Genomic DNA, 20706 nt, shown 5'->3' with positions numbered 1-20706 from the left:
CCCATGACGACCACGCGCAAACGACGCGTTCCCCACCTCGCGGCGGCCTGCCTGGCCGTCGCCCTGGTGACGCCCGCGGCGGCGGTGACGCCGGTCACGCCGGTCGGCATCGAGAGCTGCGACGCCTTCTTCGAGGCCTATGCGCAGTGCGCGGCGAGCCCCGGCGTGCCGGAGGCCGTCCGCCCCAACATCCGCCAGGGCATCGACAATCTGCGCGAGAGTTTCCGCGAGGCGGTGACCCGCAACGAGGCGGTCCGCACGACGATCGCGCATCAGTGCGCCCGGGCGCACGAGACCGTGCGCAAGAGCATGGTCGAGGCGTTCAAGTGCGACTTCCCCGGCCTGCCGCCGGCGTCGCAGGCGATCCTGCAGGCCGCGCCGCCCGCGGTCGCCGCCCGGGCGCCGGACACGAGGCCCGCGCGATCCGTGACCCCGCCGGCAAGCCCGGAGGCGCAGGCGGCGGCCAAGGCCGACGCCTACACCGAGGCGCAGAACCACCTCGTGCGCTCGCACCCGATCGAGCGCCAGCTCGCCGACTACCGGCGCGACAACGAGCGGGTCTTGAAGCCGAAGTTCAAGCCCGGCGCCGACGCGTGGTACCATTTCGGCATCGTCGACTTCGACGGGGTGATCGGCGAACTGGAGACGGCAATCGCCCTGCCCGGCGTCGTGCCGGAGGTCGACGCCCCGGCCGCGATCCTCCTCGCGAGCCTGCGCACGCTCAACCCGACCTTGAAGGCGCTGACCCGCTATCAGACCACTCGCGAGTTCAAGGTGGACGGGTTCCGCCTCGCGCGCGAGCAGCACCCGATCCTCGTGCCCCAGGTCGAGGCGGCGGCCAAGGCGATGGACGCCTACGGCACCGCTTTGTTCGACCGCGAGATGGCCCGCGACCAGCGGCGCGCGGCCGCCCTGCCGGAGGATGCGCCGGCCCGCCGGCTGCTGGACACCAGCCTCGCCCTGAAGCGGGCGGTGAAGCGCTTCGAGGCGCTCGGGCCGAAGTCGGACGTGGCGCCGTTCCTCGCCGCGCTCGGCGAGGTCTCGACCGCCAACCGTCAGCTCGGGACGACCTTCGACGCGCTGGCTCCGAAGGCGGATTCCGCGTGTACCGGCTACGCCGACACGGTGGCGAGCGTGATCGGGCACGGCCGCGACGTCGCCCGGGACATCAAGGCGAAGGGCGACCCGAGCCAGCCGGCGCAGCTGTTCAACGACACCTACAACCGCTCAGTGCGCGACATCGAAACCTGCATCCGCAACGAAATGCGCGCGCGGCCGGGCTGAACGTCCGCCTGCGTTTCGCCGTCCCGAGGTCCGGGGCATGCCCTAGCGTTCCGTCATAACCTGAGGAGAGCCCAGCGTGGCCAACGGCACCCGCGTTTCCGAGCGTTGGTTCAACGCCGCCCTGTGGCTCGTCGCCCTGCTGTTCGCAGGCTTCCTGATCGGCCTCGGCTCGCTCGTCGTCGGCGACCTGCCGCAGGTCGAGCACCGCTACACCGTCGAGCAGTTCCTGGACCGCGAGCCGGCCCGCGCCTCGGATGCCGCGCTCAAAAAGGTCCGGCGCGAGCAGGACGACGCGCGGCGGCAGGCCGAGGCGGCGCAGCTGGCGCTCGACGCCGCCCGCTCGGCCACCGAGGCGGCGCGCGAGACCTTCGCGAACTGGCTGAAGACCCGCAACGCCACGCAGCGCGTCGATCAGGACCCCGGGCTCGTCGCCCGCACCGAGGGACTGGACCAGCTCAAGGCGGCCGAGCGCACGGTCGAGGAGCGGCTCGAGCAACTGAACCGCACCGCCTTCGACCTCGGCGAGCGGGAATCCGCGCTCGAAGCCGCCGACACCGGGTTGCGCGCCGAGGCGCAGGCCAAGCTCGATGCGGCGGAGCGTGGGCAGGAGCTGCGGGTGTTCGGCTACCGCCTCGCCCTGACCCTGCCGCTCCTGCTCCTGGCCGGCTGGCTGCTGATGAGGCGGCGCAACACGCGCAACTGGCCGTTCGTGTGGGGCTTTGCGCTGGCCGCCGCCTTCGCGTTCTTCGTCGAGCTGGTGCCCTATCTCCCGAGCTACGGCGGCTACGTGCAGTACGGGGTCGGCGCGGTCCTGACCCTCGTCGGGGGCCGGGCGGCGATCAACGCCCTGCACGCCTATCGGGAGCGGCAGGCCCTGGTCGAGGCGCGGCCCGACGCCGAGCGCCGGACCGAGATCGCCACCGACGAGGCCTTGGCGCGGCTCGCCCGAAAGGTCTGCCCGGGCTGCGAGCGCGGGATCGCCCTCGACGACCCGGCCACGAACTTCTGCCCGCATTGCGGGCTCGGGGTGTTCGAGCGATGCCCGGCCTGCGCACAGCGCAAGAGCACCTTCGAGCGGTTCTGCCGCGGATGCGGCGAGCGCCGGCCGATCACGGCGACCGCGGCGTAGCCGCCCCGGGGCGAGATCGCGGGGGGTGGGCGGCGGAACGCCCTTTTCACGCGGGCGATTGGGTGGTCCCATGCTGATTTCGGTCCCCCGCGCATAGGCCCGAGGCCGCCCGCGCCGACAGAGGATCTCCGATGAGCCGTCCCCACCGCGTCGGCGTGGCTTGGTACAGCCCCGAGCACTACGACGGCCTCCGCCGCGGGCTCGCCGACGGCGTGAACCTGCCGGAGACCTATGAGGCCTGGCGGATGTCGGCCGAGCAGGTCGAGCGCGAGGTGTCGCGCAGCGGCGTCGACGTCGTGCGGGTCCCGCTGGAACTCGCCGCGTTCACGGCCTGGTGCGAACGGACGGGGTCGGTTAGCGACGGCGCTTCCCGCGCGCGCTACGTGGCGGAACGTCTCGAAGCACAGGCCGGCGCCTAGCGACGCCGTGCGACGCTGCGTCCCGATCCGGTACGGCCGCCGCGTGCGTCGTTCTGCCGATCGACACGTCTGGCGCCTAAGCCGGCGCGCGATAGACAAATGATCGTTAATCTTGCAAGCGCCTCCGCAGAGTTCGTCGCGGGACTAGGAGGTTTGCATTTGCTGCGTTAGTGGTGCTTTCAGCCTCCGAAATTCGCGGGCGGCTGGATCGTCACGCCGAATTGCCCGTCGCTGCCCATGGCCGCGACCGCAAGATTGGTATTGGGAGTAAGTTCCTTGACCGCCGCCGACGGACCTGTCGCCATCCTCATCGTGGAGACGGACCAGATCGTCAGCCTGGTCACCGCCGACATGCTGGCGGATGTGGGCTTCCGGACCATCGAGGTCCGCACCGCCTCAGAGGCGCTGTCCGTGCTCGAACGATCCGACGACGTGCGCGTGCTGATCACCGGGCGCAGCATCGCGGGGGACGGCGTCGCCCTCGCGCAACTCGTTCGCCACCGTTGGCCGGCGATCGGCATCATCGTGACCTCGGGCGCGGGCGGCGATTTCGAGCGTGCGTTGCCGCCGGGCACGCGGCTCCTCCGGAAGCCGTACCATTTTGCCGACGTGATCCGGGAAGTGGAGGCCGAGCTCTCGCGAGAGAAGGAAGAGCCCTCGGCGGCCCCGATGCTGCCGATCGGGTTGCCGCCTCGTTCGGGAATGGAACTCGGCATCGGCATCGGGGCCGTCGCCGCGCCGGTCGCCGAACCGGACAAGACTTGAGGCTCGACCGCGGCGCGCCGGCGTCGATCCGTCAGCCCTGAGACGAATGCGAGGCCGGGCCGTCCCGCCGGGTCCGGCGCTCCGCCCTCAGCTCCCGCTCGGCCAGCACCCAGAACCGCATTTCCTGCCCCTCGGGGCGGTGGTGCCGGTCCCACAGGTCGTAGGCGCGCTGCCGGATCTCTTCGATCGGGATGGGGCCGTCGTCGTCCATGCGTTCACAGATCTTCGTTGGGCAAAAGCCGCATTCCTGCGCGATCCGAGGATCGCGCCCTGATGGTCCGGACCTGCGCAGGGGCAGGATCCGGCTCGAACCGGTCGATGAACCGTAGCTGGTCCCACAGGTCGACACTGTGACCGTCCACCAACGCCAGGGCCTGCGCCTTCGCGTCGTCGTCGCCTTCGGCCGCGATCACCGCCTGAAGCACCATCCGGCCGTCCGCTCCGAACATCATCGCCCGGTAGGATGGTGGACCGTCGGGTTCGGCGGAGGGCGGACGACCTGCGCTCATGATCGGGATGCCTCGGCCGGATCGGACGCTTGCACCGTCGCGATACGCCGCGGCGCCGTCGTCTCGAACGTCGAAATCGCAACATGCCATGGGCTTCGCCGCTCCGGGACGGCGGGAGCACGAGTGTCTCGCAGGCGCTGACGGCCGGTCCCGTGGTCAGCGATGGTCTAGAACTGCACCTCCGCGCGCGGCACGCACTAACATACGATATGGCCGTGCGCGGGGCCGGACGTCGCACGCCTCCGATCCGAGTATTTTCGCGCTGCGTCGATGCGTCCACGCGGCGCCGGAATGCCCAGCTCGCTCGCCTTGAGAGCCCGCGGCCTGCGGCGCCTTCGCGAGGCGGTTTCCAGGGTGACGGGCGTCCGCAGGTCGCACGCATGATCTGTGAATAGCCGGCTTTCCCGTGGGACCGGCGCGAACCGAACCGCGTTGCCGAGTCCAAGGGTTGAGGACGGAGTCACGAATGGCCGAGCGTCGACGAAAGGCTGCCGAGCGGAGCCCCGCGCCGATGGAGGATGCGCCCCTCGTTCCGATCGGGGCGCTGGCCGTTTCGCTCCTCGACATCGCGGCACAGGACGGGTCGGGGCGCCGGGCATCGGCCAAGCCGGTGGTGCACGTGGCGCGCGATGCGCGGCGCCTCGACGAGCTCGCCCAGGTCCTGCGTACGCTGGCGCCTGCGGCCGAAATCCTGGTCTACCCGGAATGGGACTGCCTGCCGCTGGACCACGCCTCGCCCTCCCGGGCGACGATGGGCCTGCGCGCCGCCGTCCTGCGCCGGTTGAGCACGGATGCCTCTCCGCCCGACTTCGTCATCACCACCGGGCCTGCGCTGGCGCAGCGCGTCCCGCCGCGCGAGACCTGGGCCGACGCGCACGTGTCGCTCGCGGCCGGCGACCGGATCGATCCGGAGGCGATCACCGCCACCCTGGTCCGCCTCGGCTACGTCGTCGACGAGCGGGTCGACGAGCCGGGCGAGGTCGCGATCCGCGGCCGCACCATCGAGGTGTTCCCCGCCGACGCGTCGCGCCCGTCCCGCATCGAGCATGCGGACGGCCGCGTCACCGCGATCCGGGTCTACGATCCGATCACGCAGCGTTCGGTCGGCGACGCAGGTCGGCTGGTGATCGACCCTGCTACCGAGATCGTCCTGGCGGAGGGCTCGGAGGATCGCCTGCGCCCCTTCACCGGCCAGGAGCACGCCCTGGCGCGCTTCTACCCGAACCTCGTCGCGCCGCTCGACTACCTGCCCGACGCCGGGCTCGTGGTCGAGGAGGGCGCCTCAGTGCGGGCCGCCGCCTTCTTCGAGCAGATCGACGAGGCGCGTGCCCTGCGCGATGCCGGCAAGGGGAGCCGCAACGGTGTGGCTGGGCGCGGGGAGGACCTCTACCTCTCGCACGCGGCGTGGACGCGCGCCGTCGAGGCCCGCACGATCATGGCCGCCACGCATGCGGCCGCCGAGAGTGTCGGCCTGTCGGGGCTCGCGGGCGCCGCACGCCCGGCAGCTGCCTTTGCCAAACTGCTGCGCGCGCAGCTGAAGGCCGGGCGGCGGATCGTGCTCGCCGGCCAGAGCCTGCCCCTGCGCCGGCTCGTGCGCGAGGCCTCCGCCGTGGCCGACCGCGCCGTGCGCCTGATCGACGGCTGGGCGGAAGTTGCCGCGGCTGCGCCCGGCGAGCTGCTGGCGTTGCAGGTGCCCCTCGCGGCGGGCTTCCACGCCGACGGCGCGACGGTGTTCGCCGCAGCCGACCTCTACGGGCCGGACGCCGCGCCGGCCGGCCCCGCCGGCCATGTCCTGCCGCTCTGCGAGGTCGACCTTCGGCCCGGCGACGTGGCCGTCGACCGCGACCGCGGCCTGTGCGTGTTCGAGGGGCTGGAGCCGGTCGCCTCCGTCGCCGACCGGCCGGCGACGGAGGCCTTGCGCCTGCGCTTCGCCGATGACGCGGTGCTGATGGTGCCGGTCGCCCAGGCCGACCGGATCTGGCGCTACGGCTCCGAGCCGGCCGCCGTGACCCTCGACAAGCTCGACGGCGGCACCTGGGCGCGTCGGCGCCTCGCGGCGGAGGCGACCCTGGCGCGCACCGCCCGCCACATGCTGGAGACCGCCCGGGAGCGCCGGGAGGCCGGCGTCGCGGCGATCCGGCCGCCGGCCCGCGAAATGGAGCGGTTCGCGGCCGGCTTCGGCTTCCCGCCGACCCACGACCAGGCCGCGGCCTTCGACGCCGTGCTCACCGACCTCGCCTCCGGATCGCCGATGGACCGCCTGGTCTGCGGCGACGTCGGCTTCGGCAAGACCGAGGTGGCCCTGCGGGCGCTCGCCGCAGCCCTGTTCGCCGGCCGGCAGGCGGTGCTGATCGCGCCGACGACGGTGCTGGCGCGCCAGCACGCCGAGACCCTGCGCCGGCGCTTCGCCCGCTTCGGGATCGAGGTGGCGCAGCTCTCGCGCCTCGTCTCACCGGCCGAGGCCAAGCGCGTCAAGGCGGGTCTCGCCGACGGCACCGTGCGGCTGGCGGTGGGCACCCACGCGCTCGCCGGGCGCGGCGTCGCCTACGCCGACCTCGGCCTGACGGTGATCGACGAGGAGCAGCGCTTCGGCGTGAAGACCAAGGCCGACCTGCGGCGCCTCGCCGGCGGGGGGCACGTCCTGACGCTCACCGCGACGCCGATCCCGCGAACGCTGCAATCCGCCCTCGTCGGGCTTCAAAGCCTGAGCATCCTGTCGACGCCGCCGGCCCTGCGCCAGCCGGTCCGGACCCTGGTCGCGGGCTTCGACCCCGACGCGGTCCAGGATGCCCTCGTCCGCGAGCATCGTCGCGGCGGGCAGAGTTTCGTCGTGTGCCCGCGCATCGAGGACATCGCGCCGATGGCCGAGCGCCTGCGGGCCCTCGTGCCGGACCTCGACGTCGTCGTCGCGCATGGCGGATTGAAGCCGGCCGAGATGGACGAGGCGATGGTCCGCTTCGCCGACGGCGGCGGCGACGTGCTGCTCGCCACCGCGATCATCGAGAGCGGGCTCGACGTGCCGCGCGCCAACACGATGCTGGTTTGGGACGCCGCGAAGTTCGGACTGGCCCAGCTTCACCAGCTCCGCGGCCGGGTCGGGCGCGGCCAGCGCCGCGGGGTCGTCCACCTGCTGTTCGACCCCGCCGCGCCGCCGAGCCCGGCGGCCGAGCAGCGCATGCGGGCCCTCGAAGCGATGGACCGCCTCGGTGCGGGCTTCGCGATCAGCGCCCGCGACCTCGACCTTCGCGGGGCGGGCGACCTCGTCGGCGAGGACCAGGCCGGCCATGCCAAGCTCGTGGGCTTGGGCCTCTACCGCCATCTACTCGAGCTGGCCCTGCGTCTCGCCAAGGGCGAGGAGGCCGAGGATTGGTGCCCCGAGATCGAGATCGGCCTGCCCGGCGCCATCCCGGCCGACTACGTGCCGGAGCCGGAGATCCGGCTCAGCCTCTACACGCGTCTGCTGCGCCTGCGGGACGTGGCGGCGATTGAGGCCCTTGCTGGCGAGGTCGAGGATCGCTTCGGTGCCCCGCCCGAGCCGGTCGCGGCCCTTTTCGCCCTCGGGCGCCTGCGTGCGGCCTGCCGCGAACTCGGTGTCGCCCGGCTGAACGGAGGTCCGCAGGGGCTTGCCGCCGACCTTCGGCCCGGCGTCAAGGTCGGGCCGATGCCGGCCTGCGAGGATCTCGTCCTGCGCGACGGCCGCGTCGTCCTGCGCCGCCCGGTCTCCGAGCCGGCGGAGCGCACAGCACTCGCTATGGACCTGTTGGACCGGTTGCGGGCAGCCTGCGCGCGCGGCGCCGAACGGGCTGCCTGATCGACGCGCCCGGCGAAAAGGCCGGGCGCGCCGGCCCGACCACCCGGGAGTCGCCACCGGCTGCGGATTGCGGGCGATCGATGCTATTCCGACTTCAAACCGCAGCGCCGCGCTGCGGGCTCGAAACGCCCAGGATCGATCCGATGCCCCGCCTCACCTTCACAGCCACCGCGCTCGCGCTCGTCCTCGGCACGGGCGCATCCGCGCAGGGCCTGCAGCAAGGTGCCCGCGAGGGCGCGCAACGCGGCGAGGAGATGGCGGGGCCGCTTGGCGCGGTCGTCGGCGGGGCGCTCGGGGCGGCGGTCGGCACCGCCAACGGCATCCTCGGGATCGACCGGCGCGAACGCTTCCGGATCTATGCCAGCGCCGAGCGGCGCCCGTCCTTCGCCTATCGCGGGCCGGTGCGGATCGGCACGGTGCTGCCGGAGGATGGCATCGTCTACTACGACGTGCCGCGCGAGTTCGAGCTCGCGGGCTACAACTACACCATCGTCAACGACCATCCCGTGCTGGTCGAGCCGGGCACCCGCCGCATCGTGGAAGTGATCGACTGAGAATTGACGGACGCCATCGACGATACGGCGCTCGAAGGCGCAGTTCCTGTCGAAAAATTTCGCGCGCTCGACGACGAGCCGCAGAGGATTTTCCAATCAGGCAGACGCCGTCACGCAGCCTGTTCGAGCGCCTCGACGACCTGGGAGGCCTTGTAAGGCTTCGGCACGAACAGCCCGTGATCGGGAACCTCCTCATCCGCGAGGCGATGCCGGCCGGAGGTCAGGACCAGGCGAATGTCGGGCCACGCCTCGGAGACGCGTTCGGCCAACTTCACGCCGCACATCGTGCCCGGCATGTCGACGTCGGTGAAGACCGCGCCGATATCCGAGCGCTCGTGGAGGATGAACCAAGCCTCGTCGGCCTGGCGGGCCTCCACGACTGCGAAGCCGGCATCCTCCAGCATCTCGACCGCGTAGAGACGCACGAGGTCGTCGTCCTCGACGACGAGGATGAAGCACGTATCGAGGTTACGCTTTGCCGGCATGGCTTTCCAACAAAGGTTACCGTGATTGGTTGCGGGCTGGATTTGCATGCGCCGTATGAATTTTACGGCGATGAGCGAACAATTTTTCTGAATGCCCATGTCCGGTGAGCAAACGAATGCCGACAGAAGGGTCGAGCGCCCTGTCGGAACGATCTCCGCTGTCTGACGCGAACAGGCCGCCAGCGGCGAGCCACGCGACGACCTCGGATCAGCGCAGCAGGAGGATCGCGGCGCCGACCACGACGGGGATCGCCACCACGGCGCCGTAGAACAGCGGCATCACCCAGGAGCGTTCGCCGTGAACGTCGGCGGCGGCACGGACTCGCTCAGACGCGGCCTCGTTCTCGCGCGCGAGCTTGATCCGTTGCGGGGTCGGCGGCGTGTCGCCGGCCTCGTCGCAGGTCCCGAGCGGCGCCGCGCCGACGTCGCCGTGGCTGACCTTGTCTCCGGTCCGCCCGCTATCGATGTCGGCCTTCAGCTGGGCCGAGGTCGGGTTCTCGTCGTCCGGCGGCGTACCGAAGTCGAGGTTGGCGGGAGAGGGCGGAGTCTCGGAACGCAAGGTCATCGTCGGGCTTCCCAGGAGGATGTCGAACCCGGGAACGGCGGGTTCGACGACGGGTTCAGTTGGCGTCCCGCTTGGCGGGCTGCGGATAGGCCGGGTTGCCAGCCGGCACGGCGCTGGTGTTGGCCGAGGATGGGGCATCGCTCCGGCCGGTCGTGGAACCGGTGATCTGCGCGCGCGACGCGGCCTGGCTCTGGCTCGCGTAGTCGGGCGGGGAGCTGGCGCCCTGCCACACCATCAGTCCGACGAGGGCCGCAACCATCAGTCCCACGCTGGCGACCAGCACGTAGAGGGCGGGCTTGCCGCGCTTGCCCTGTCGGCCGGCCTGTCCGGAGAGTTGTTCTGCCACCGTGAAACCTCGCTCGCCCGATCGCATCGGACTTCGGACGGGCAACGTGCAGCGTGTGCGATGGCTCCACCCCTGTGGCGCTGGCGACCGGCCGCCGCGGCGCGGCCCTTTGGCAGGGCGCGGTCCCGCGGATGCCGGCCGCCCTACGTCGGAGAAATCTCGACCAAGGAAACCACCGTGTCCGATCCCCTTTCCGATCCCGCCCGCGTGCTGATCGTCTTCTACTCGCGCTCCGGTTCCGTCGAGGCGCTGGCCGTGGCGGCCGCGGACGCCGCGCGGGACGCCGGCGCCACCGTGCGTCTGCGCCGCGCCCGCGAAGTCGCCGATGCCGACGCGATGGCGAAGGTCGAGGGCTGGACGGAGAACGCCGCGCGGCAGAACGCGCTGTACCCGGCGCCGACCCACGAGGATGCGGAATGGGCCGACGCGATCCTGTTCGGCACACCCTGCTACTTCGGCGCGATGGCCACCGAGCTGAAGGCCTTCCTCGACCTGCTCGGCCCGCAATGGAAGCGCGGCGCGCTCTCGGGCAAGGTCGGTGGCGCCTTCACCGTCGCCTCCTGGCCGCATGGCGGCTCGGAGGTGGTGACGTTGTCGCTCTACGCGCCGATGGCGCATCTCGGCATGGTCATCCTCCCGCCGGGCTACACCGACGCGGCGATGCTCGAGGCCGGATCGCCCTACGGCGCCTCGGCCATCGTCGGCGCCGAGAACGCCGACCCGCGGCGCGAGGACCTCGACGCCATCCGCCACCAGAGCCGCCGTACGGTGGCGATCGCCCAGGCCCTGATCGCCGCCGGCGAGATGCCCTGCCGGCGTTCGTGAGCGCGATACCAAGCCGCTGCGCCCCGCCGCGAGGTTCTGCCGCACCAACCAACGCCTCTGCGCAGCGTTGCCCGCGGCGAACGTGAAGGAGACGGCATGGCCGACAAGGCAGACGTGACGACCTACATTCTGAAGCAGGCGCTGGCGGCCAAGGTCGGCGACCACGTGGAGATCGCCGTGGAGGCGGAGGACGGGACGACGTTCAAGATCCGCTCCACCTCCGAGCAGCTCGACGCACTGGTCGGCGACCTCGAAGGCATCCTCGACGCCGACGACGCGGACGCCTGACGGCGCCGTCCGATCCCGGGGGCGCCGGCGCGCGGCACCGCGCCCCCATAGGGCCTTCCCCCTGAACGCTTCCCCCGACCTCGTCCCAGAGAGACCAACGTCATGAACCATGCCGACACGCCGATGCCGGGCGAGGATCCGGGCGCCCTGATCGAAGACCCCGCGCGACTCGACGAGGTTGTCCCGGCGAGCGAAGAGGACATCGAGGCCGATTCGCAACCCCAGCCCACGGTCCCGGTGGAAGACGATCCCGCGGTGAAGGACACGGAAGTGCAGCCGACCTGACGGCGTCTCGTCGCGAACGAGCCGCACGGGAACGTTCTCGCGCGCGGATGACCGGCGAAGCCTTCGACACCGGTCGGCAGGTCCCGCAGACGCTCCGAGCCTCATCCCTGGAACTGATCGCCTGGAATTGATGGCCAAGGCCATCCTCGGGATCGGCGATGCCCTCGTCACAACTTGCATGGCCGAGACCGGGCTGCCGCACGCGTGGCACGCGGGCGAGCGTGCCCGCACGGTCGGCCGGCTGAGCCTGTTCGCGGACATGCGGAGGCAGCGCGATTTCCTGTACGTTCGGATGAATGCGGCGCAGCTCGACCGAAAGTCGCTCCCGTGCCCAAACCTTTCTCTTTCGCCGTGCCTAGGCCGGTAGCGGTGTTCGGCGCGAGCAACGCCCCGCTCGCCTTCTCGGCCACCGGCGGCGACACCGCCCCGGCCGTCGCGGCGGGCCGTGTCACCTCGCGCGCAAGGGTCGTCTCGGCTCAGTCGGGGATCTCCAAATCGAGCAAGGCCGAGCCGAGGCCCTTGCCGTGTGCGTCGAGCGCCAGCGAGCGGGTCGCGCCGCCGCCGAGGGCGCCCGTCATCACGAAGTTCAGCGCTCCGATCCTGGGCAGCGCGTAGCGGGTCTCCAGCGTCTCGTTCACGGCCTGCAAAGCCGCCTCGGCCGCACGCTTGTCGGCTCGCGCCCTGGCCTCGACCAGGGCCCTCACCACCGTCCGAACCAGGCGGTCGAGGCGCTGCTTGGTGACGTAGTCCGTCGCACCGTTCTTCAACGCCTCGACGGCGACTTCCTCGCCGAGGGTGCCCGAGCAGAAGATGAACGGGATGTCCGGGCATTGCTCCCGGGCGATGCCGAGCGCGCTCACGCCGTCGAACGTCGGCAGCACGTAGTCCGCCAAGATGACATCATGGCGGCCGGACCAGGCCGTCGCCGCGAACCCGTCGCGCGTCATCACCCGCTCGATCACAAATGGATGCCCAAGGTCATCGAGTTCCGCCTCGATGAGCTCCGCGTCGAGGTCGCTGTCTTCCAGATGAAGGATGCGCAGCGGCCCGGCGGACGGTCCGATCACCCGTTCGATGGCCAGCCTCCCCGGTGCGGGGGCGCCTCGTTGAGGAGCGCCCAGAACACCCCGAGCTCCTTGATGGCGGCGAAGAACTCGTCGAAGGCCACCGGCTTCACCACGAAGGCGTTTACCCCGAGGTCGTAGGAGCGGACGACGTCCGTCTCCTCGCGCGACGAGGTCAGCATCACCACCGGGATGCCTCGGGTCGACGGGTCGCCCTTCACTTTCGCCAGCACCTCAAGGCCGTCGACCTTGGGAAGCTTCAGGTCAAGCAGCACCACGGCCGGGTCCTGCTTCTGACGATTTTCATGCGGACTGGGATCACGCCGAACCTCGCTGTGGTCGCGAGGGGGTGTCCGACGAGGCGGGAACACGGACCACCCGGAGGCATTGGGGCCTGGAAGATCACGAGCCCCGCGGCAGCCCGAACGGACAGAACCCCGCAATGACGATGAGATATCCCCGGATTGTCGCCATCGTAGCCATGGCGGCCAGCCTCGGCTCGGCCGCACACGCCTTCGCGCAGTCCGCGGCCAGTCGGATCGACCAGCCCACCCCGGGGACCTTGCCGTCGGGTACGTCGCACGACGGCGGCAACGGCCGCGTCGCGCCCCCGAGCGGCATCCAGTCCTCCACCGACGTCATGAAGGGCGGGTCCGTGCAGGGTGACGGCGCGCTGTCACGGACGAACCCGATCCAGCATCTCCCGAAGGACATGCGCTGAGCGGCGGCGCCGGTACCGTGATCCGGCGCGTCCTTCACGTCGTCATGCTCTGCTCGGCCGCGGTGTTGGTCGCTTGCACCCTCCTGCCTCTGGTTCCGACCGAGTGGTGGGCGGTCCGGCTGCTCGACTTCCCGCGCCTCCATTGGGCCATCGGGCTTATCGGGGTCGGTGTCGGCCTCCTGCCTTTCCCGTCGAAGGCATGGTGGGTGACGGGCATCGCCGGGGCCGCGGTCCTGATGGCCCTGGCGATCAACGTCGCCATCCTGTGGCCGTACAGGCCGGGCGGGGGGAGCCACGTGGAGGCATGCCCGGCGGACAGGCGGCTATCCGTGCTGATCGCGAACGTTCAACTCGGGAACCGCAACGCTCCCGGTTTGCTCGACACCGTCGGACGAACCGACCCCGACCTGTTTCTCGCGATGGAGACGGACGCCTGGTGGGACGGGGCGCTAGATCCCCTCAGGGAGCGGATGCCGAACGTCCTGAAGCGGATCACCGGGTCGTACTACGGCATCGAGCTCTATTCGCGCCTGCCCCTGGTCAACGGCGAAATCCGCCATCTCGCGAAACGGGACACGCCGGCCATTGTCACAGGCGTGACCATGCGAACCGGCGAGACCGTCGACTTCATCGGCCTCCACCCCAAGCCGCCGCTGCCGTGGCAGGCGTCCCTCGGCAGGGACGCCGAGCTCTACGCGGCGGCGAGCATCCTGAACGAGCGCGTGGAGCCCGGCATCCTGGCGGGCGACCTCAACGCGACGCCGTGGGAGATCGCGGTCGAGCGCATGCGACGGCTCTCGGGCCTCGTCGACCCGCGCCGAGGATATGGCTACGTCGCAACCTGGAACGCGGGATCGTCCTGGCTGCGCTGGCCCCTCGACCAGATTTTCCATGAGGGGGGATTCGAGACGGTTTCCATCGAGCGGCTCGACGCCTTCGGGTCCGACCACTTCCCCTACCTCGCCCGCCTGTGCCGGCGAACGGGTCCGCCGGTCGATCCGGTCGCGCATCCCAACGAGGGAGATGTCGCCGCGGCCAACGCGATCCTCGCCGCGGCGGGAGCCGTCGAGCGCATCAAGGGACATCCGGCACCATGAGGTCCATGCAGTCGGTCCCACGTCGCTTCGTCAACGCCGTCCGGCGTTCCTTCCGGCAGTTCCTCGCCCTACCGCTCGCCACCGTGCTTGGGTTCATCGGGCTGAATGCGCTGGTCTACCTCGCCGACAAATCATGGTCCGGCGGCCAGGCCCCGACCGGCTTCCGCTGGCTCGGCGAACTCCTCGGGGACAGCGCCGCTCTCGGAAGCCTTCTCACCACCGTGGCGTCGAGCATCATCACGGTGACGTCGATCACGTTCTCGCTCCTGCTGATCGCGGTGCAGCAGGGGGCCGCCTCCCTCACGGCCCAGGTCACCGACCAGTTCATGGCCCGGCGCACGAACCAGTTCTACTTCGGCTACTTCGTCGGACTGTCTGTGTTCGTGCTGATGACGCTCGTGACAAACACGGGCTTCCACAGGCCCGTGTTCGGGACGACGCTGGCCCTGCTGTTCACGACCTCGGCACTCTGCCTCATCATCGTGATGATCTACAACACCATCGACCAGATGCGCCCGGCGCAGATCATCCAGTTCATCCATGGGCGGGTGCTCGAAGCCCGCGCGGCGGATCTCGACCTGCTCGCGAAAACGCGCAGGACCTTCCAGCAGGGCTGGCCCGTCGTCGCGTCGGTGCGCTCCCGGGAAAGCGGATACGTGATCGGCATCGACCCGGCACGCATCGCCAGGGCCGTTGAGCGTCATGCGACGGGCGCGGTCGAGATCGAGTTCGACATCTCGGTCGGCTCCTACCGAGCCGTCCACGATCCCCTGTTCCAGGTCCGGTGCCGGCCGGGCGTCACGCTTGAAGCGGACGCGTGCACATCCATCGTCGACGAGACCTTGGCGGCGCTCGACTACGACGACGGGCGCGACCTCAAGCACGACGCCGCCTACGGCCTGCACCAACTCGCGACCATCGCCTGGACCTCCGTCTCGACGTCGAAATCGAACCCGAGCCCCGGCATTTCGGTGATCCAGGCCCTGCGGGACGTCATCTCGCAATGGAGCGATGGCGAGACCGAGGCGCGGGAGGACGCGAGCTCCTACGTCGTCTATCGGGATGCCGCCCCGACCGTGGCGACCGACGCGCTTGAGGCCGTGATCGTGGTGGCGTCGGAGTCGATCCAGCCCCAGACCCTGGCCGAAGCGATCACAACCCTCGCCATCCTGCTCCGTCATGTCGGCCAGCCAACCGCCGAACGGCTCGCGGACGTATCCCACCGCGCGTTGTCGAGCCTTGGCGAACACGTCCTCACCCGGCAGCTCGAAGCTACGCTCGCGGACCTTTCCGAGGCTCTGCTCGCGCGGGGCTTTGCCTCGGTATCCGCCGCCGTCTCGGACTCGACGGCGGACCTTGCCGCTAGCCTGGGCAAGTTGAACTCGCGCTCGACCCGCGTACCGGGAACGGTGTCGTAGCGGTCGCGGATGTCGCGCAGCTGTCTCGGATCGGTCATGTCGCGATCCGCCTGGGCCGGCGATGCCGTGGTCTTGCGATGGGACCAAACCGCCAAGCGGGAGTTGTCGTCGGAACACGTTTCGCGAGGTACCCCAAAGCCCACGCCACGGGCATCGGTTGCCGACGACCGGATGCCACCCCATGACCAAGTCCGCCACGACGCATGCCACCACGGCTCGCGATCTCCTGTCGACGGGTATCGCCGGCCTCGACGAGATCCTCGACGGCGGTTTGACGCGCGGTCGCCTCTACCTACTCGAAGGGACGCCCGGGACCGGCAAGACGACGGTCGGCCTGCAGTTCCTCCTGGACGGCGTCGCGCGGGGGGAGAAGGGCCTCTACGTCACCCTGTCGGAGAGCGCCGACGAGCTCTCGTTCGCAGCCGGGACGCACGGGTGGTCGCTCGACGGCATCGAGGTCTACGAACTCGTCAACGAACTTGGGCTAGATCCCGACAGCGAGCAATCCGTGCTGCATCCCTCCGAGGTCGAACTCGGGGAAACCGTGCGGGAGGTGATTGAAAGGGTCGATAGCCTCAAGCCGCGGCGGGTGGTGTTCGACAGCCTGTCGGAGCTACGCCTGCTCGCCCAGAACCCGCTCCGGTACCGGCGCCAGATCCTGGCCCTGAAGCAGATGTTCGCCTCCCGGGAATGCACCGTCATCCTGCTGGACGATGGCACCGCCGACGTCCAACTCCATAGCATCGCCCACGGGGTGATCATGCTGGAGAAGGTACGGCGCGGCTTCGGTGCCGCGCGAAGGCGGCTCGAAGTCCTGAAGATGCGCGGCGTCAAGTTCCACGGCGGGGTGCACGACTTCGTCCTGGATACGGGCGGCGTCGAGGTGTTCCCAAGCCTCGTCGCCGACGACCATGCCGCGGAGTTCGACATGACGCCGGCCTCGACCGGCTCGGAAGAACTCGACCTTCTCCTGGGCGGAGGGCTGGCCCCCGCGACCAACACCCTGCTGCTCGGCCCCTCGGGGGTCGGCAAGACCACCACCGCGGTCCGCTGCATGCTGGAGGCCTTGGACCGCGGGGAGAAGGCGACCTACTTCTTGTTCGACGAGGGCCGCCAGACCATGCTGACTCGCGCCAGGGCGTTGGGCATGGATCTCGATGCCCACCTCTCCAGCGGCAGCCTCGTCATCGACGAGATCGAGCCGGCCGAATTTTCGCCCGGTGAGTTCGCCTGCAGGGTCCGCAGGACCGTGGAGACGCGTGGCGCGAGCTTCATCGTGTTCGACAGCCTGAACGCGTACATTCACGCCATGCCGGGCGAGGAGCACCTCATCCTACAGATGCACGAGCTCCTGAACTACCTGAACCAGAAGGGCGCCACGACCCTCCTGGTCCTGGGCCAGCACGGCGTGATCGGCGACGTCCGGTCGGACATCGACCTGAGCTACCTCAGCGACGGCATCCTGCTGTTCCGGTACTTCGAGGCCAACGGCGCGGTTCGAACCGCCCTGTCGGTGGTAAAGAGCCGGGTCAACTCCCACGAGCGCACCATCCGGGAGCTCAAGCTCTCCCCCGTCGGCCTGCAGGTCGGCATCGCCCTCTCCGACTTCCAGGGGATCCTGTCCGGATTGCCAACCTACGACGGCAAGGTCGCACTGATCCCGGGCGCCGCCGAGCCGGCGCCGGCGATATGACCCCGGCATTCGTTTCCGACGGCGAAAGCGTCCTGATCCTGTCCCCGCGTGGACGCGACGCGGTCGTGATGGCGCAACTCGTCGGCAGGTCCGGCGTCGGCGTGACCGTCTGCGCCGACGGCGCCGAATGGCTCGATGGGCTTCGTACGTCCGCCGCCACGTCCATCGTGACCGAGGAGGCGCTCCTCGACGTCGATGCGGCATCGCTGGACGCCTAGGTCTCGTCCCAGCCGCCGTGGTCGGACTTCCCGTTCATCATGCTGGCGACGCGGCAGGCCGGGCGCCGCTCAACCAAAGCCGCCGCCGTGATCGAACGCCTCGGCGACGTCGTCCTACTGGAACGCCCTATCAACGCCGAAACGCTTCTCAGCGCGGTCTCATCGGCTTTGCGGGTCCGTCGGCGCCAGTACCAGGCCCGGCAGCACATCCGCGAACGCGAGGAGGCCCAGGAGAGGCTTCGCATCGCGAACGAGACCCTAGCAGGCTGCTGAAAAAGTCCCGAGATGGAGAAAGACGTTCTCCTGCCGCAGGCACTCGCGGGCCGAGCCCCCACGATCGAGAACCGTCGAGACGCGAGAACCGCCCCATTCTCTAACAAATGGTGTGATTCGGAGATGATTGTTCTACCTCGCCCGACTTTTTCAGCAGCCTGCTAGAGCGTCGCGTGGAGGAGCGCACGCGCGAGGTCGAGGCGGCGCGCGAGACCCTGGCCTTCGCGCTCGATGCCGCCGGAATGGGGTCCTGGGATCTCGACCTCGTCAAGGACACGGCACGGCGCTCCCGTCGGCATGATGCGATCTTCGGCTACGACCGGCCGGTCACGACATGGGGCAGGGCCGAGTTCCTAGCCCATGCGGTGCCGGAGGATCGACCCATGGTCGAGGCTGCCTTCGCCAAGGCGGTCGAGACAGGTACCTTGTACTTGGAGTTCCGGTTGTCGCGGACCGACGGGGCGACCCGCTGGATCGCGGCGAAGGGCAAGGCCGATTACGCCGAGGAAGGCGGCCCCATCCGCATGGCCGGCATCGTCGTCGACCGCACCGACCAGCGAAATACCGAGGAGGCCTTGCGCCAAGCCCAGAAGATGGAGGCCATCGGGCAGCTGACCGGCGGCGTGGCGCACGATTTCAACAACCTGCTGACGGTCATCGTGGGCGGCCTCGACATGATGCTGCGCAAGCCGGAGAACACCGAGCGCGTCGTCCGCCTGGCGGAGGCGGCGATGAACGCGGCGCGGCGCGGCGAACAGCTTACCCAACAACTCCTGGCGTTCTCACGCTGGCAGATGCTGCGGCCCCAGACCATCAACCCGAACCGCCTGCTCTCCGAATTCAAGCCGCTGGCCGAGCGGGCTGCGGGCACCGCCGTGGAACTCCTGCTCGAACTTGACCCCACCATCGATCCGATCCGGATCGACCCAGCGCAGTTCGAGGCGGCGGTGCTGAACCTCGTCGTAAACGCCCGCGACGCAATGGAAGGCGGCGGCTCGAAGATCGTCGTGCGGAGTCGGAACGTCCGTCTGGACACTGCGGCGGTGGCCGACAGGGGCGTGCCGCCGGGGGCCTATGTCGAGGTGTCCGTGAGCGATTTCGGCAGCGGCATCACCCCTGAGGCGATGGCCAGGGTGTTCGAGCCGTTCTTCACCACCAAGGAGGTCGGCAAGGGCACGGGCCTCGGCCTGTCGCAGGTGTACGGATTCACCCGCAGCGCCGGGGGCTTCGTCGGCATCGACACGGAACTCGGCGTCGGCACTACTTTCCGCCTCCTGTTTCCCCGCTCCGCCGAACCGGCCGGCGAGGAGGCAGGCTCCGGCAGCGGCAACCTTCCGCTACGCCGGGCGACGGAAGGCGATACCGTGCTCCTGGTCGAGGACGACGAGCAGGTGCTGGCCATGGCGGTCGAGAGCCTGTAGGAGCTCCACTACCGCGTGGTGGTGGCCCGCAACGCCGCCGAGGCCCTCGTTCATCTCCACTGCGTCGAGCGGATCGACATCCTGTTCTCCGACGTGATGATGCCGGGCGGGATGAACGGATCGCAGCTCGCCGTCGAGGCCCAGCGCCTTCGGCCGGGCCTTAAGGTCCTTCTGACCTCCGGGTACGTCGCCAACCTCGAAGAGGGCCAGGTGATCGGGCGAGGCGATGTTCCCGTTCTCAACAAGCCTTACCGTCGGGACGAGCTCGCGAACTCGCTTCGCGTCGTCCTCGGGGGAAAGCGGCCCTAGGGCGCGCGGCGTCTCGTCGGGCGGGGGCGAGAAGGAGCCGGGGAAGCGTCGGTACGTTCGTCGCGGTCCGCCTGCCTCGCCTCGCGTCGGCCGGGGTCGGACATGACCGTCACGGACAAGCGTTCGAACTCGGCGAGGGGGCGCCTGCCACCCACGATGCGAGCCGGCCTGACGCCTTTCCGCGACGGGCCGATGCCGCCCCGGGGAATGCACGCCGGTCGGCACCGTCCGCTCGGCGCTCGCATGATCGGGGCGGAGGCCCTTACGGCGTCTCCGACATCCTTTCCAGGATTTCCCCGAGGGTGACCGGGCGCCAGTCCCAGCAATCGACGCCGACGTCCAGGCTCGTCCGGGTGCCGGGCAGGCTGCCGTGGGAATGTCCGTAGAGGTGAAGGTGGCCGCGGTGCATGCCCGGCCAGACACGATGCGAATAGTGTGAGATCCAGACCTGTCGCGGGTCCGCCATGCCGGGATCCTGTACCTGGACCCGCGTCACGTCGACGACCGGCCCATCCCAAGGCAGCCGTTCCCCGAGGCCTGCGTCATGGTTGCCCCGGACGAGATACTTCTTTCCTCGAAGACGTGAAAAAATGCTCGCCGCGTGATCGAAGCTGCACTTGTGGGCGAAGTCGCCGAGGTGCCAGACGATGTCGTCCGGGCGCACAATGGCGTTCCACGCCGCGACCAATGCCTCGTCATGAGCCTCGATGGACGCGAACGGACGAGGGCGGTCGAACCTGGGAGACAAAATCGAGCGATGACCGACGTGGCTGTCGGAAGTGAAGAATGTCCTTGGCATGGGAGCCTCCAAAACTGCGGAGGCACGGCATTCGACGCGACACTCCTGGATCAGGGGGAAAGGTGCGGCGTCTCGGATTTCATCGGATGGGCTCTCCTCGGGCAATCAAGGGATCGCAGCTCGGCCGGTAGCGGGCAAGCGCGTCGGATGGGTCGTCCACACCCGGACCCATCCCCGGCAGTTTCTCAGGTGCAGGGTCGATCCCAGGCAGGACTTTGGATTGGCCAAGTCGACAAGAGCGTTCGTAGCGACGGTAATGTGATGGACCGGCCTTTACCGGGCATCAGTCGGTTGATCGGCGTCTGTAAAGGGCGGACCAATTCCAGGCCGCTGTGGCGGAGTAAAACCAGGCCAGTGGCGGCCGGCAGCTTGAACGATGAAGGGGCCCGATCGGGCGCCTTCATCGTTCAAGCTGCCGGCCGCCACTG

The 20706-nt window shown here is 69.8% G+C and carries 23 protein-coding genes and 3 pseudogenes; 17 read left to right on the top strand and 9 right to left on the bottom strand.

What is annotated here, in order from left to right; all coding sequences use genetic code 11:
- Nucleotides 1-3: 3 nt before the first annotated feature.
- From MFF13_RS19745 to MFF13_RS19730, 4 genes are all read left to right on the top strand, one after another.
- Complete coding sequence (locus tag MFF13_RS19745) at nt 4-1284, top strand: DUF3829 domain-containing protein (protein WP_238272795.1); 1281 nt, start codon at nt 4-6, stop codon at nt 1282-1284.
- Nucleotides 1285-1360: 76 nt separating this feature from the next.
- The gene (locus MFF13_RS19740; protein ID WP_147751360.1) at nt 1361-2413 is read left to right on the top strand and encodes a zinc ribbon domain-containing protein; all 1053 of its coding nucleotides are present in this window, start codon (nt 1361-1363) and stop codon (nt 2411-2413) included.
- A 131-nt stretch (nt 2414-2544) separates the two neighbouring features.
- A complete protein-coding gene (locus MFF13_RS19735) occupies nt 2545-2832 on the top strand; it encodes a hypothetical protein (protein WP_238272794.1) in 288 nt (95 codons plus the stop codon).
- A 276-nt stretch (nt 2833-3108) separates the two neighbouring features.
- Nucleotides 3109-3597 carry a response regulator gene (locus MFF13_RS19730; RefSeq protein ID WP_147763158.1) on the top strand — a complete coding sequence of 163 codons (489 nt, stop codon included), beginning with the start codon at nt 3109-3111 and terminating at the stop codon, nt 3595-3597.
- Nucleotides 3598-3628: 31 nt separating this feature from the next.
- On the opposite strand, the gene MFF13_RS19725 is transcribed toward MFF13_RS19730, so the two are convergent.
- Together MFF13_RS19725 and MFF13_RS19720 are read right to left on the bottom strand one after the other, a co-directional pair.
- The gene (locus tag MFF13_RS19725) at nt 3629-3808 is read right to left on the bottom strand and encodes a DUF2934 domain-containing protein (protein WP_147751357.1); all 180 of its coding nucleotides are present in this window, start codon (nt 3806-3808) and stop codon (nt 3629-3631) included.
- Nucleotides 3809-3812: 4 nt separating this feature from the next.
- A complete protein-coding gene (locus MFF13_RS19720; protein ID WP_147751356.1) occupies nt 3813-4106 on the bottom strand; it encodes a hypothetical protein in 294 nt (97 codons plus the stop codon).
- Between the two features lie 466 nt (nt 4107-4572).
- On the opposite strand from MFF13_RS19720, the gene MFF13_RS19715 reads away from it, so the two are divergent.
- Both MFF13_RS19715 and MFF13_RS19710 read left to right on the top strand, forming a co-directional pair.
- Entirely contained in the window at nt 4573-7917 is a 3345-nt protein-coding gene (locus MFF13_RS19715; protein ID WP_147751355.1) for a DEAD/DEAH box helicase, read from the top strand.
- A gap of 143 nt (nt 7918-8060) precedes the next feature.
- Nucleotides 8061-8471: a DUF1236 domain-containing protein gene (locus MFF13_RS19710; protein WP_147751354.1), complete on the top strand. Its 411-nt coding sequence runs from the start codon at nt 8061-8063 to the stop codon at nt 8469-8471.
- A 110-nt stretch (nt 8472-8581) separates the two neighbouring features.
- On the opposite strand, the gene MFF13_RS19705 is transcribed toward MFF13_RS19710, so the two are convergent.
- The 3 genes from MFF13_RS19705 to MFF13_RS19695 all read right to left on the bottom strand — a co-directional run bounded on the left by MFF13_RS19705 (nt 8582) and on the right by MFF13_RS19695 (nt 9867).
- On the bottom strand, nt 8582-8956 hold the full coding sequence (locus tag MFF13_RS19705; protein ID WP_147751368.1) for a response regulator: 375 nt from the start codon (nt 8954-8956) through the stop codon (nt 8582-8584).
- A 208-nt stretch (nt 8957-9164) separates the two neighbouring features.
- Complete coding sequence (locus tag MFF13_RS19700) at nt 9165-9521, bottom strand: hypothetical protein (RefSeq protein WP_147751353.1); 357 nt, start codon at nt 9519-9521, stop codon at nt 9165-9167.
- A gap of 55 nt (nt 9522-9576) precedes the next feature.
- Nucleotides 9577-9867, bottom strand: coding sequence for a flagellar basal body-associated FliL family protein (locus tag MFF13_RS19695; RefSeq protein ID WP_187275088.1), 291 nt, complete (start codon nt 9865-9867; stop codon nt 9577-9579).
- Between the two features lie 177 nt (nt 9868-10044).
- Here MFF13_RS19695 and wrbA point away from each other — a divergent pair, with 177 nt between their 5' ends.
- From wrbA to MFF13_RS19675, 4 genes are all read left to right on the top strand, one after another.
- Complete coding sequence (wrbA, locus tag MFF13_RS19690) at nt 10045-10692, top strand: NAD(P)H:quinone oxidoreductase (RefSeq protein WP_238272793.1); 648 nt, start codon at nt 10045-10047, stop codon at nt 10690-10692.
- 96 nt (nt 10693-10788) lie between these two features.
- Nucleotides 10789-10980, top strand: a complete 192-nt coding sequence (locus tag MFF13_RS19685; RefSeq protein ID WP_147751350.1) for a hypothetical protein — start codon at nt 10789-10791, stop codon at nt 10978-10980.
- A 102-nt stretch (nt 10981-11082) separates the two neighbouring features.
- Nucleotides 11083-11265, top strand: coding sequence for a hypothetical protein (locus tag MFF13_RS19680; RefSeq protein ID WP_238272792.1), 183 nt, complete (start codon nt 11083-11085; stop codon nt 11263-11265).
- A 130-nt stretch (nt 11266-11395) separates the two neighbouring features.
- Complete coding sequence (locus MFF13_RS19675; RefSeq protein WP_147751348.1) at nt 11396-11632, top strand: hypothetical protein; 237 nt, start codon at nt 11396-11398, stop codon at nt 11630-11632.
- Between the two features lie 109 nt (nt 11633-11741).
- Here MFF13_RS19675 and MFF13_RS26645 read toward each other — a convergent pair whose 3' ends face one another.
- From MFF13_RS26645 to MFF13_RS19665, 3 genes and pseudogenes are all read right to left on the bottom strand, one after another.
- Nucleotides 11742-11984, bottom strand: coding sequence for an AtuA-related protein (locus MFF13_RS26645; RefSeq protein ID WP_444543558.1), 243 nt, complete (start codon nt 11982-11984; stop codon nt 11742-11744).
- Nucleotides 11985-11987: 3 nt separating this feature from the next.
- Nucleotides 11988-12332 (bottom strand): annotated as a pseudogene (locus tag MFF13_RS19670) (response regulator); the annotation flags it as partial.
- Nucleotides 12329-12631, bottom strand: a pseudogene (locus MFF13_RS19665) (response regulator); the annotation flags it as partial. The pseudogenes MFF13_RS19665 and MFF13_RS19670, both read right to left, overlap by 4 nt.
- Nucleotides 12632-12777: 146 nt before the next feature.
- On the opposite strand from MFF13_RS19665, the gene MFF13_RS19660 reads away from it, so the two are divergent.
- The 7 genes and pseudogenes from MFF13_RS19660 to MFF13_RS19630 form a co-directional block, all read left to right on the top strand.
- Entirely contained in the window at nt 12778-13050 is a 273-nt protein-coding gene (locus MFF13_RS19660) for a hypothetical protein (protein ID WP_238272791.1), read from the top strand.
- Between the two features lie 17 nt (nt 13051-13067).
- Nucleotides 13068-14147 (top strand): endonuclease/exonuclease/phosphatase family protein, encoded by a 1080-nt coding sequence (locus MFF13_RS19655; protein WP_238272790.1) that lies wholly within the window; start codon nt 13068-13070, stop codon nt 14145-14147.
- The gene (locus tag MFF13_RS19650; protein ID WP_238272789.1) at nt 14144-15565 is read left to right on the top strand and encodes a DUF2254 family protein; all 1422 of its coding nucleotides are present in this window, start codon (nt 14144-14146) and stop codon (nt 15563-15565) included. Before MFF13_RS19655 ends, MFF13_RS19650 begins: the two co-directional genes overlap by 4 nt.
- Before the next feature lie 181 nt (nt 15566-15746).
- Nucleotides 15747-17258 (top strand): ATPase domain-containing protein, encoded by a 1512-nt coding sequence (locus MFF13_RS19645; RefSeq protein ID WP_238272788.1) that lies wholly within the window; start codon nt 15747-15749, stop codon nt 17256-17258.
- Between the two features lie 68 nt (nt 17259-17326).
- Nucleotides 17327-17476, top strand: coding sequence for a hypothetical protein (locus MFF13_RS19640; RefSeq protein ID WP_238272787.1), 150 nt, complete (start codon nt 17327-17329; stop codon nt 17474-17476).
- Between the two features lie 39 nt (nt 17477-17515).
- The gene (locus MFF13_RS19635; RefSeq protein WP_238272786.1) at nt 17516-17749 is read left to right on the top strand and encodes a hypothetical protein; all 234 of its coding nucleotides are present in this window, start codon (nt 17516-17518) and stop codon (nt 17747-17749) included.
- A gap of 161 nt (nt 17750-17910) precedes the next feature.
- Nucleotides 17911-19479, top strand: a pseudogene (locus MFF13_RS19630) (ATP-binding protein); the annotation flags it as partial.
- 262 nt (nt 19480-19741) lie between these two features.
- On the opposite strand, the gene MFF13_RS19625 reads toward MFF13_RS19630, so the two are convergent.
- A complete protein-coding gene (locus MFF13_RS19625; RefSeq protein ID WP_238272785.1) occupies nt 19742-20278 on the bottom strand; it encodes a metallophosphoesterase in 537 nt (178 codons plus the stop codon).
- Nucleotides 20279-20706 lie beyond the last annotated feature (428 nt).

Source organism: Methylobacterium cerastii, assembly GCF_022179125.1.
Lineage (GTDB): Bacteria > Pseudomonadota > Alphaproteobacteria > Rhizobiales > Beijerinckiaceae > Methylobacterium > Methylobacterium cerastii.
Note: the sequence above shows the minus strand (reverse complement) of the source record. Positions and strands in the feature narration are given on the sequence as shown.

Excerpts from the sequence above, each read along its gene's own strand:
- MFF13_RS19745 (WP_238272795.1), top strand. The coding sequence starts at position 4 with ATGACGACCACGCGCAAACGACGCGTTCCCCACCTCGCGGCGGCCTGC.
- MFF13_RS19735 (WP_238272794.1), top strand. The coding sequence starts at position 2,545 with ATGAGCCGTCCCCACCGCGTCGGCGTGGCTTGGTACAGCCCCGAGCAC.
- MFF13_RS19725 (WP_147751357.1), bottom strand. The coding sequence starts at position 3,808 with ATGGACGACGACGGCCCCATCCCGATCGAAGAGATCCGGCAGCGCGCC.
- MFF13_RS19720 (WP_147751356.1), bottom strand. The coding sequence starts at position 4,106 with ATGAGCGCAGGTCGTCCGCCCTCCGCCGAACCCGACGGTCCACCATCC.
- MFF13_RS19715 (WP_147751355.1), top strand. The coding sequence starts at position 4,573 with ATGGCCGAGCGTCGACGAAAGGCTGCCGAGCGGAGCCCCGCGCCGATG.
- MFF13_RS19710 (WP_147751354.1), top strand. The coding sequence starts at position 8,061 with ATGCCCCGCCTCACCTTCACAGCCACCGCGCTCGCGCTCGTCCTCGGC.
- MFF13_RS19705 (WP_147751368.1), bottom strand. The coding sequence starts at position 8,956 with ATGCCGGCAAAGCGTAACCTCGATACGTGCTTCATCCTCGTCGTCGAG.
- MFF13_RS19700 (WP_147751353.1), bottom strand. The coding sequence starts at position 9,521 with ATGACCTTGCGTTCCGAGACTCCGCCCTCTCCCGCCAACCTCGACTTC.
- MFF13_RS19685 (WP_147751350.1), top strand. The coding sequence starts at position 10,789 with ATGGCCGACAAGGCAGACGTGACGACCTACATTCTGAAGCAGGCGCTG.
- MFF13_RS19680 (WP_238272792.1), top strand. The coding sequence starts at position 11,083 with ATGAACCATGCCGACACGCCGATGCCGGGCGAGGATCCGGGCGCCCTG.
- MFF13_RS19675 (WP_147751348.1), top strand. The coding sequence starts at position 11,396 with ATGGCCAAGGCCATCCTCGGGATCGGCGATGCCCTCGTCACAACTTGC.
- MFF13_RS19660 (WP_238272791.1), top strand. The coding sequence starts at position 12,778 with ATGAGATATCCCCGGATTGTCGCCATCGTAGCCATGGCGGCCAGCCTC.
- MFF13_RS19650 (WP_238272789.1), top strand. The coding sequence starts at position 14,144 with ATGAGGTCCATGCAGTCGGTCCCACGTCGCTTCGTCAACGCCGTCCGG.
- MFF13_RS19645 (WP_238272788.1), top strand. The coding sequence starts at position 15,747 with ATGACCAAGTCCGCCACGACGCATGCCACCACGGCTCGCGATCTCCTG.
- MFF13_RS19640 (WP_238272787.1), top strand. The coding sequence starts at position 17,327 with ATGGCGCAACTCGTCGGCAGGTCCGGCGTCGGCGTGACCGTCTGCGCC.
- MFF13_RS19635 (WP_238272786.1), top strand. The coding sequence starts at position 17,516 with ATGCTGGCGACGCGGCAGGCCGGGCGCCGCTCAACCAAAGCCGCCGCC.
- MFF13_RS19625 (WP_238272785.1), bottom strand. The coding sequence starts at position 20,278 with ATGCCAAGGACATTCTTCACTTCCGACAGCCACGTCGGTCATCGCTCG.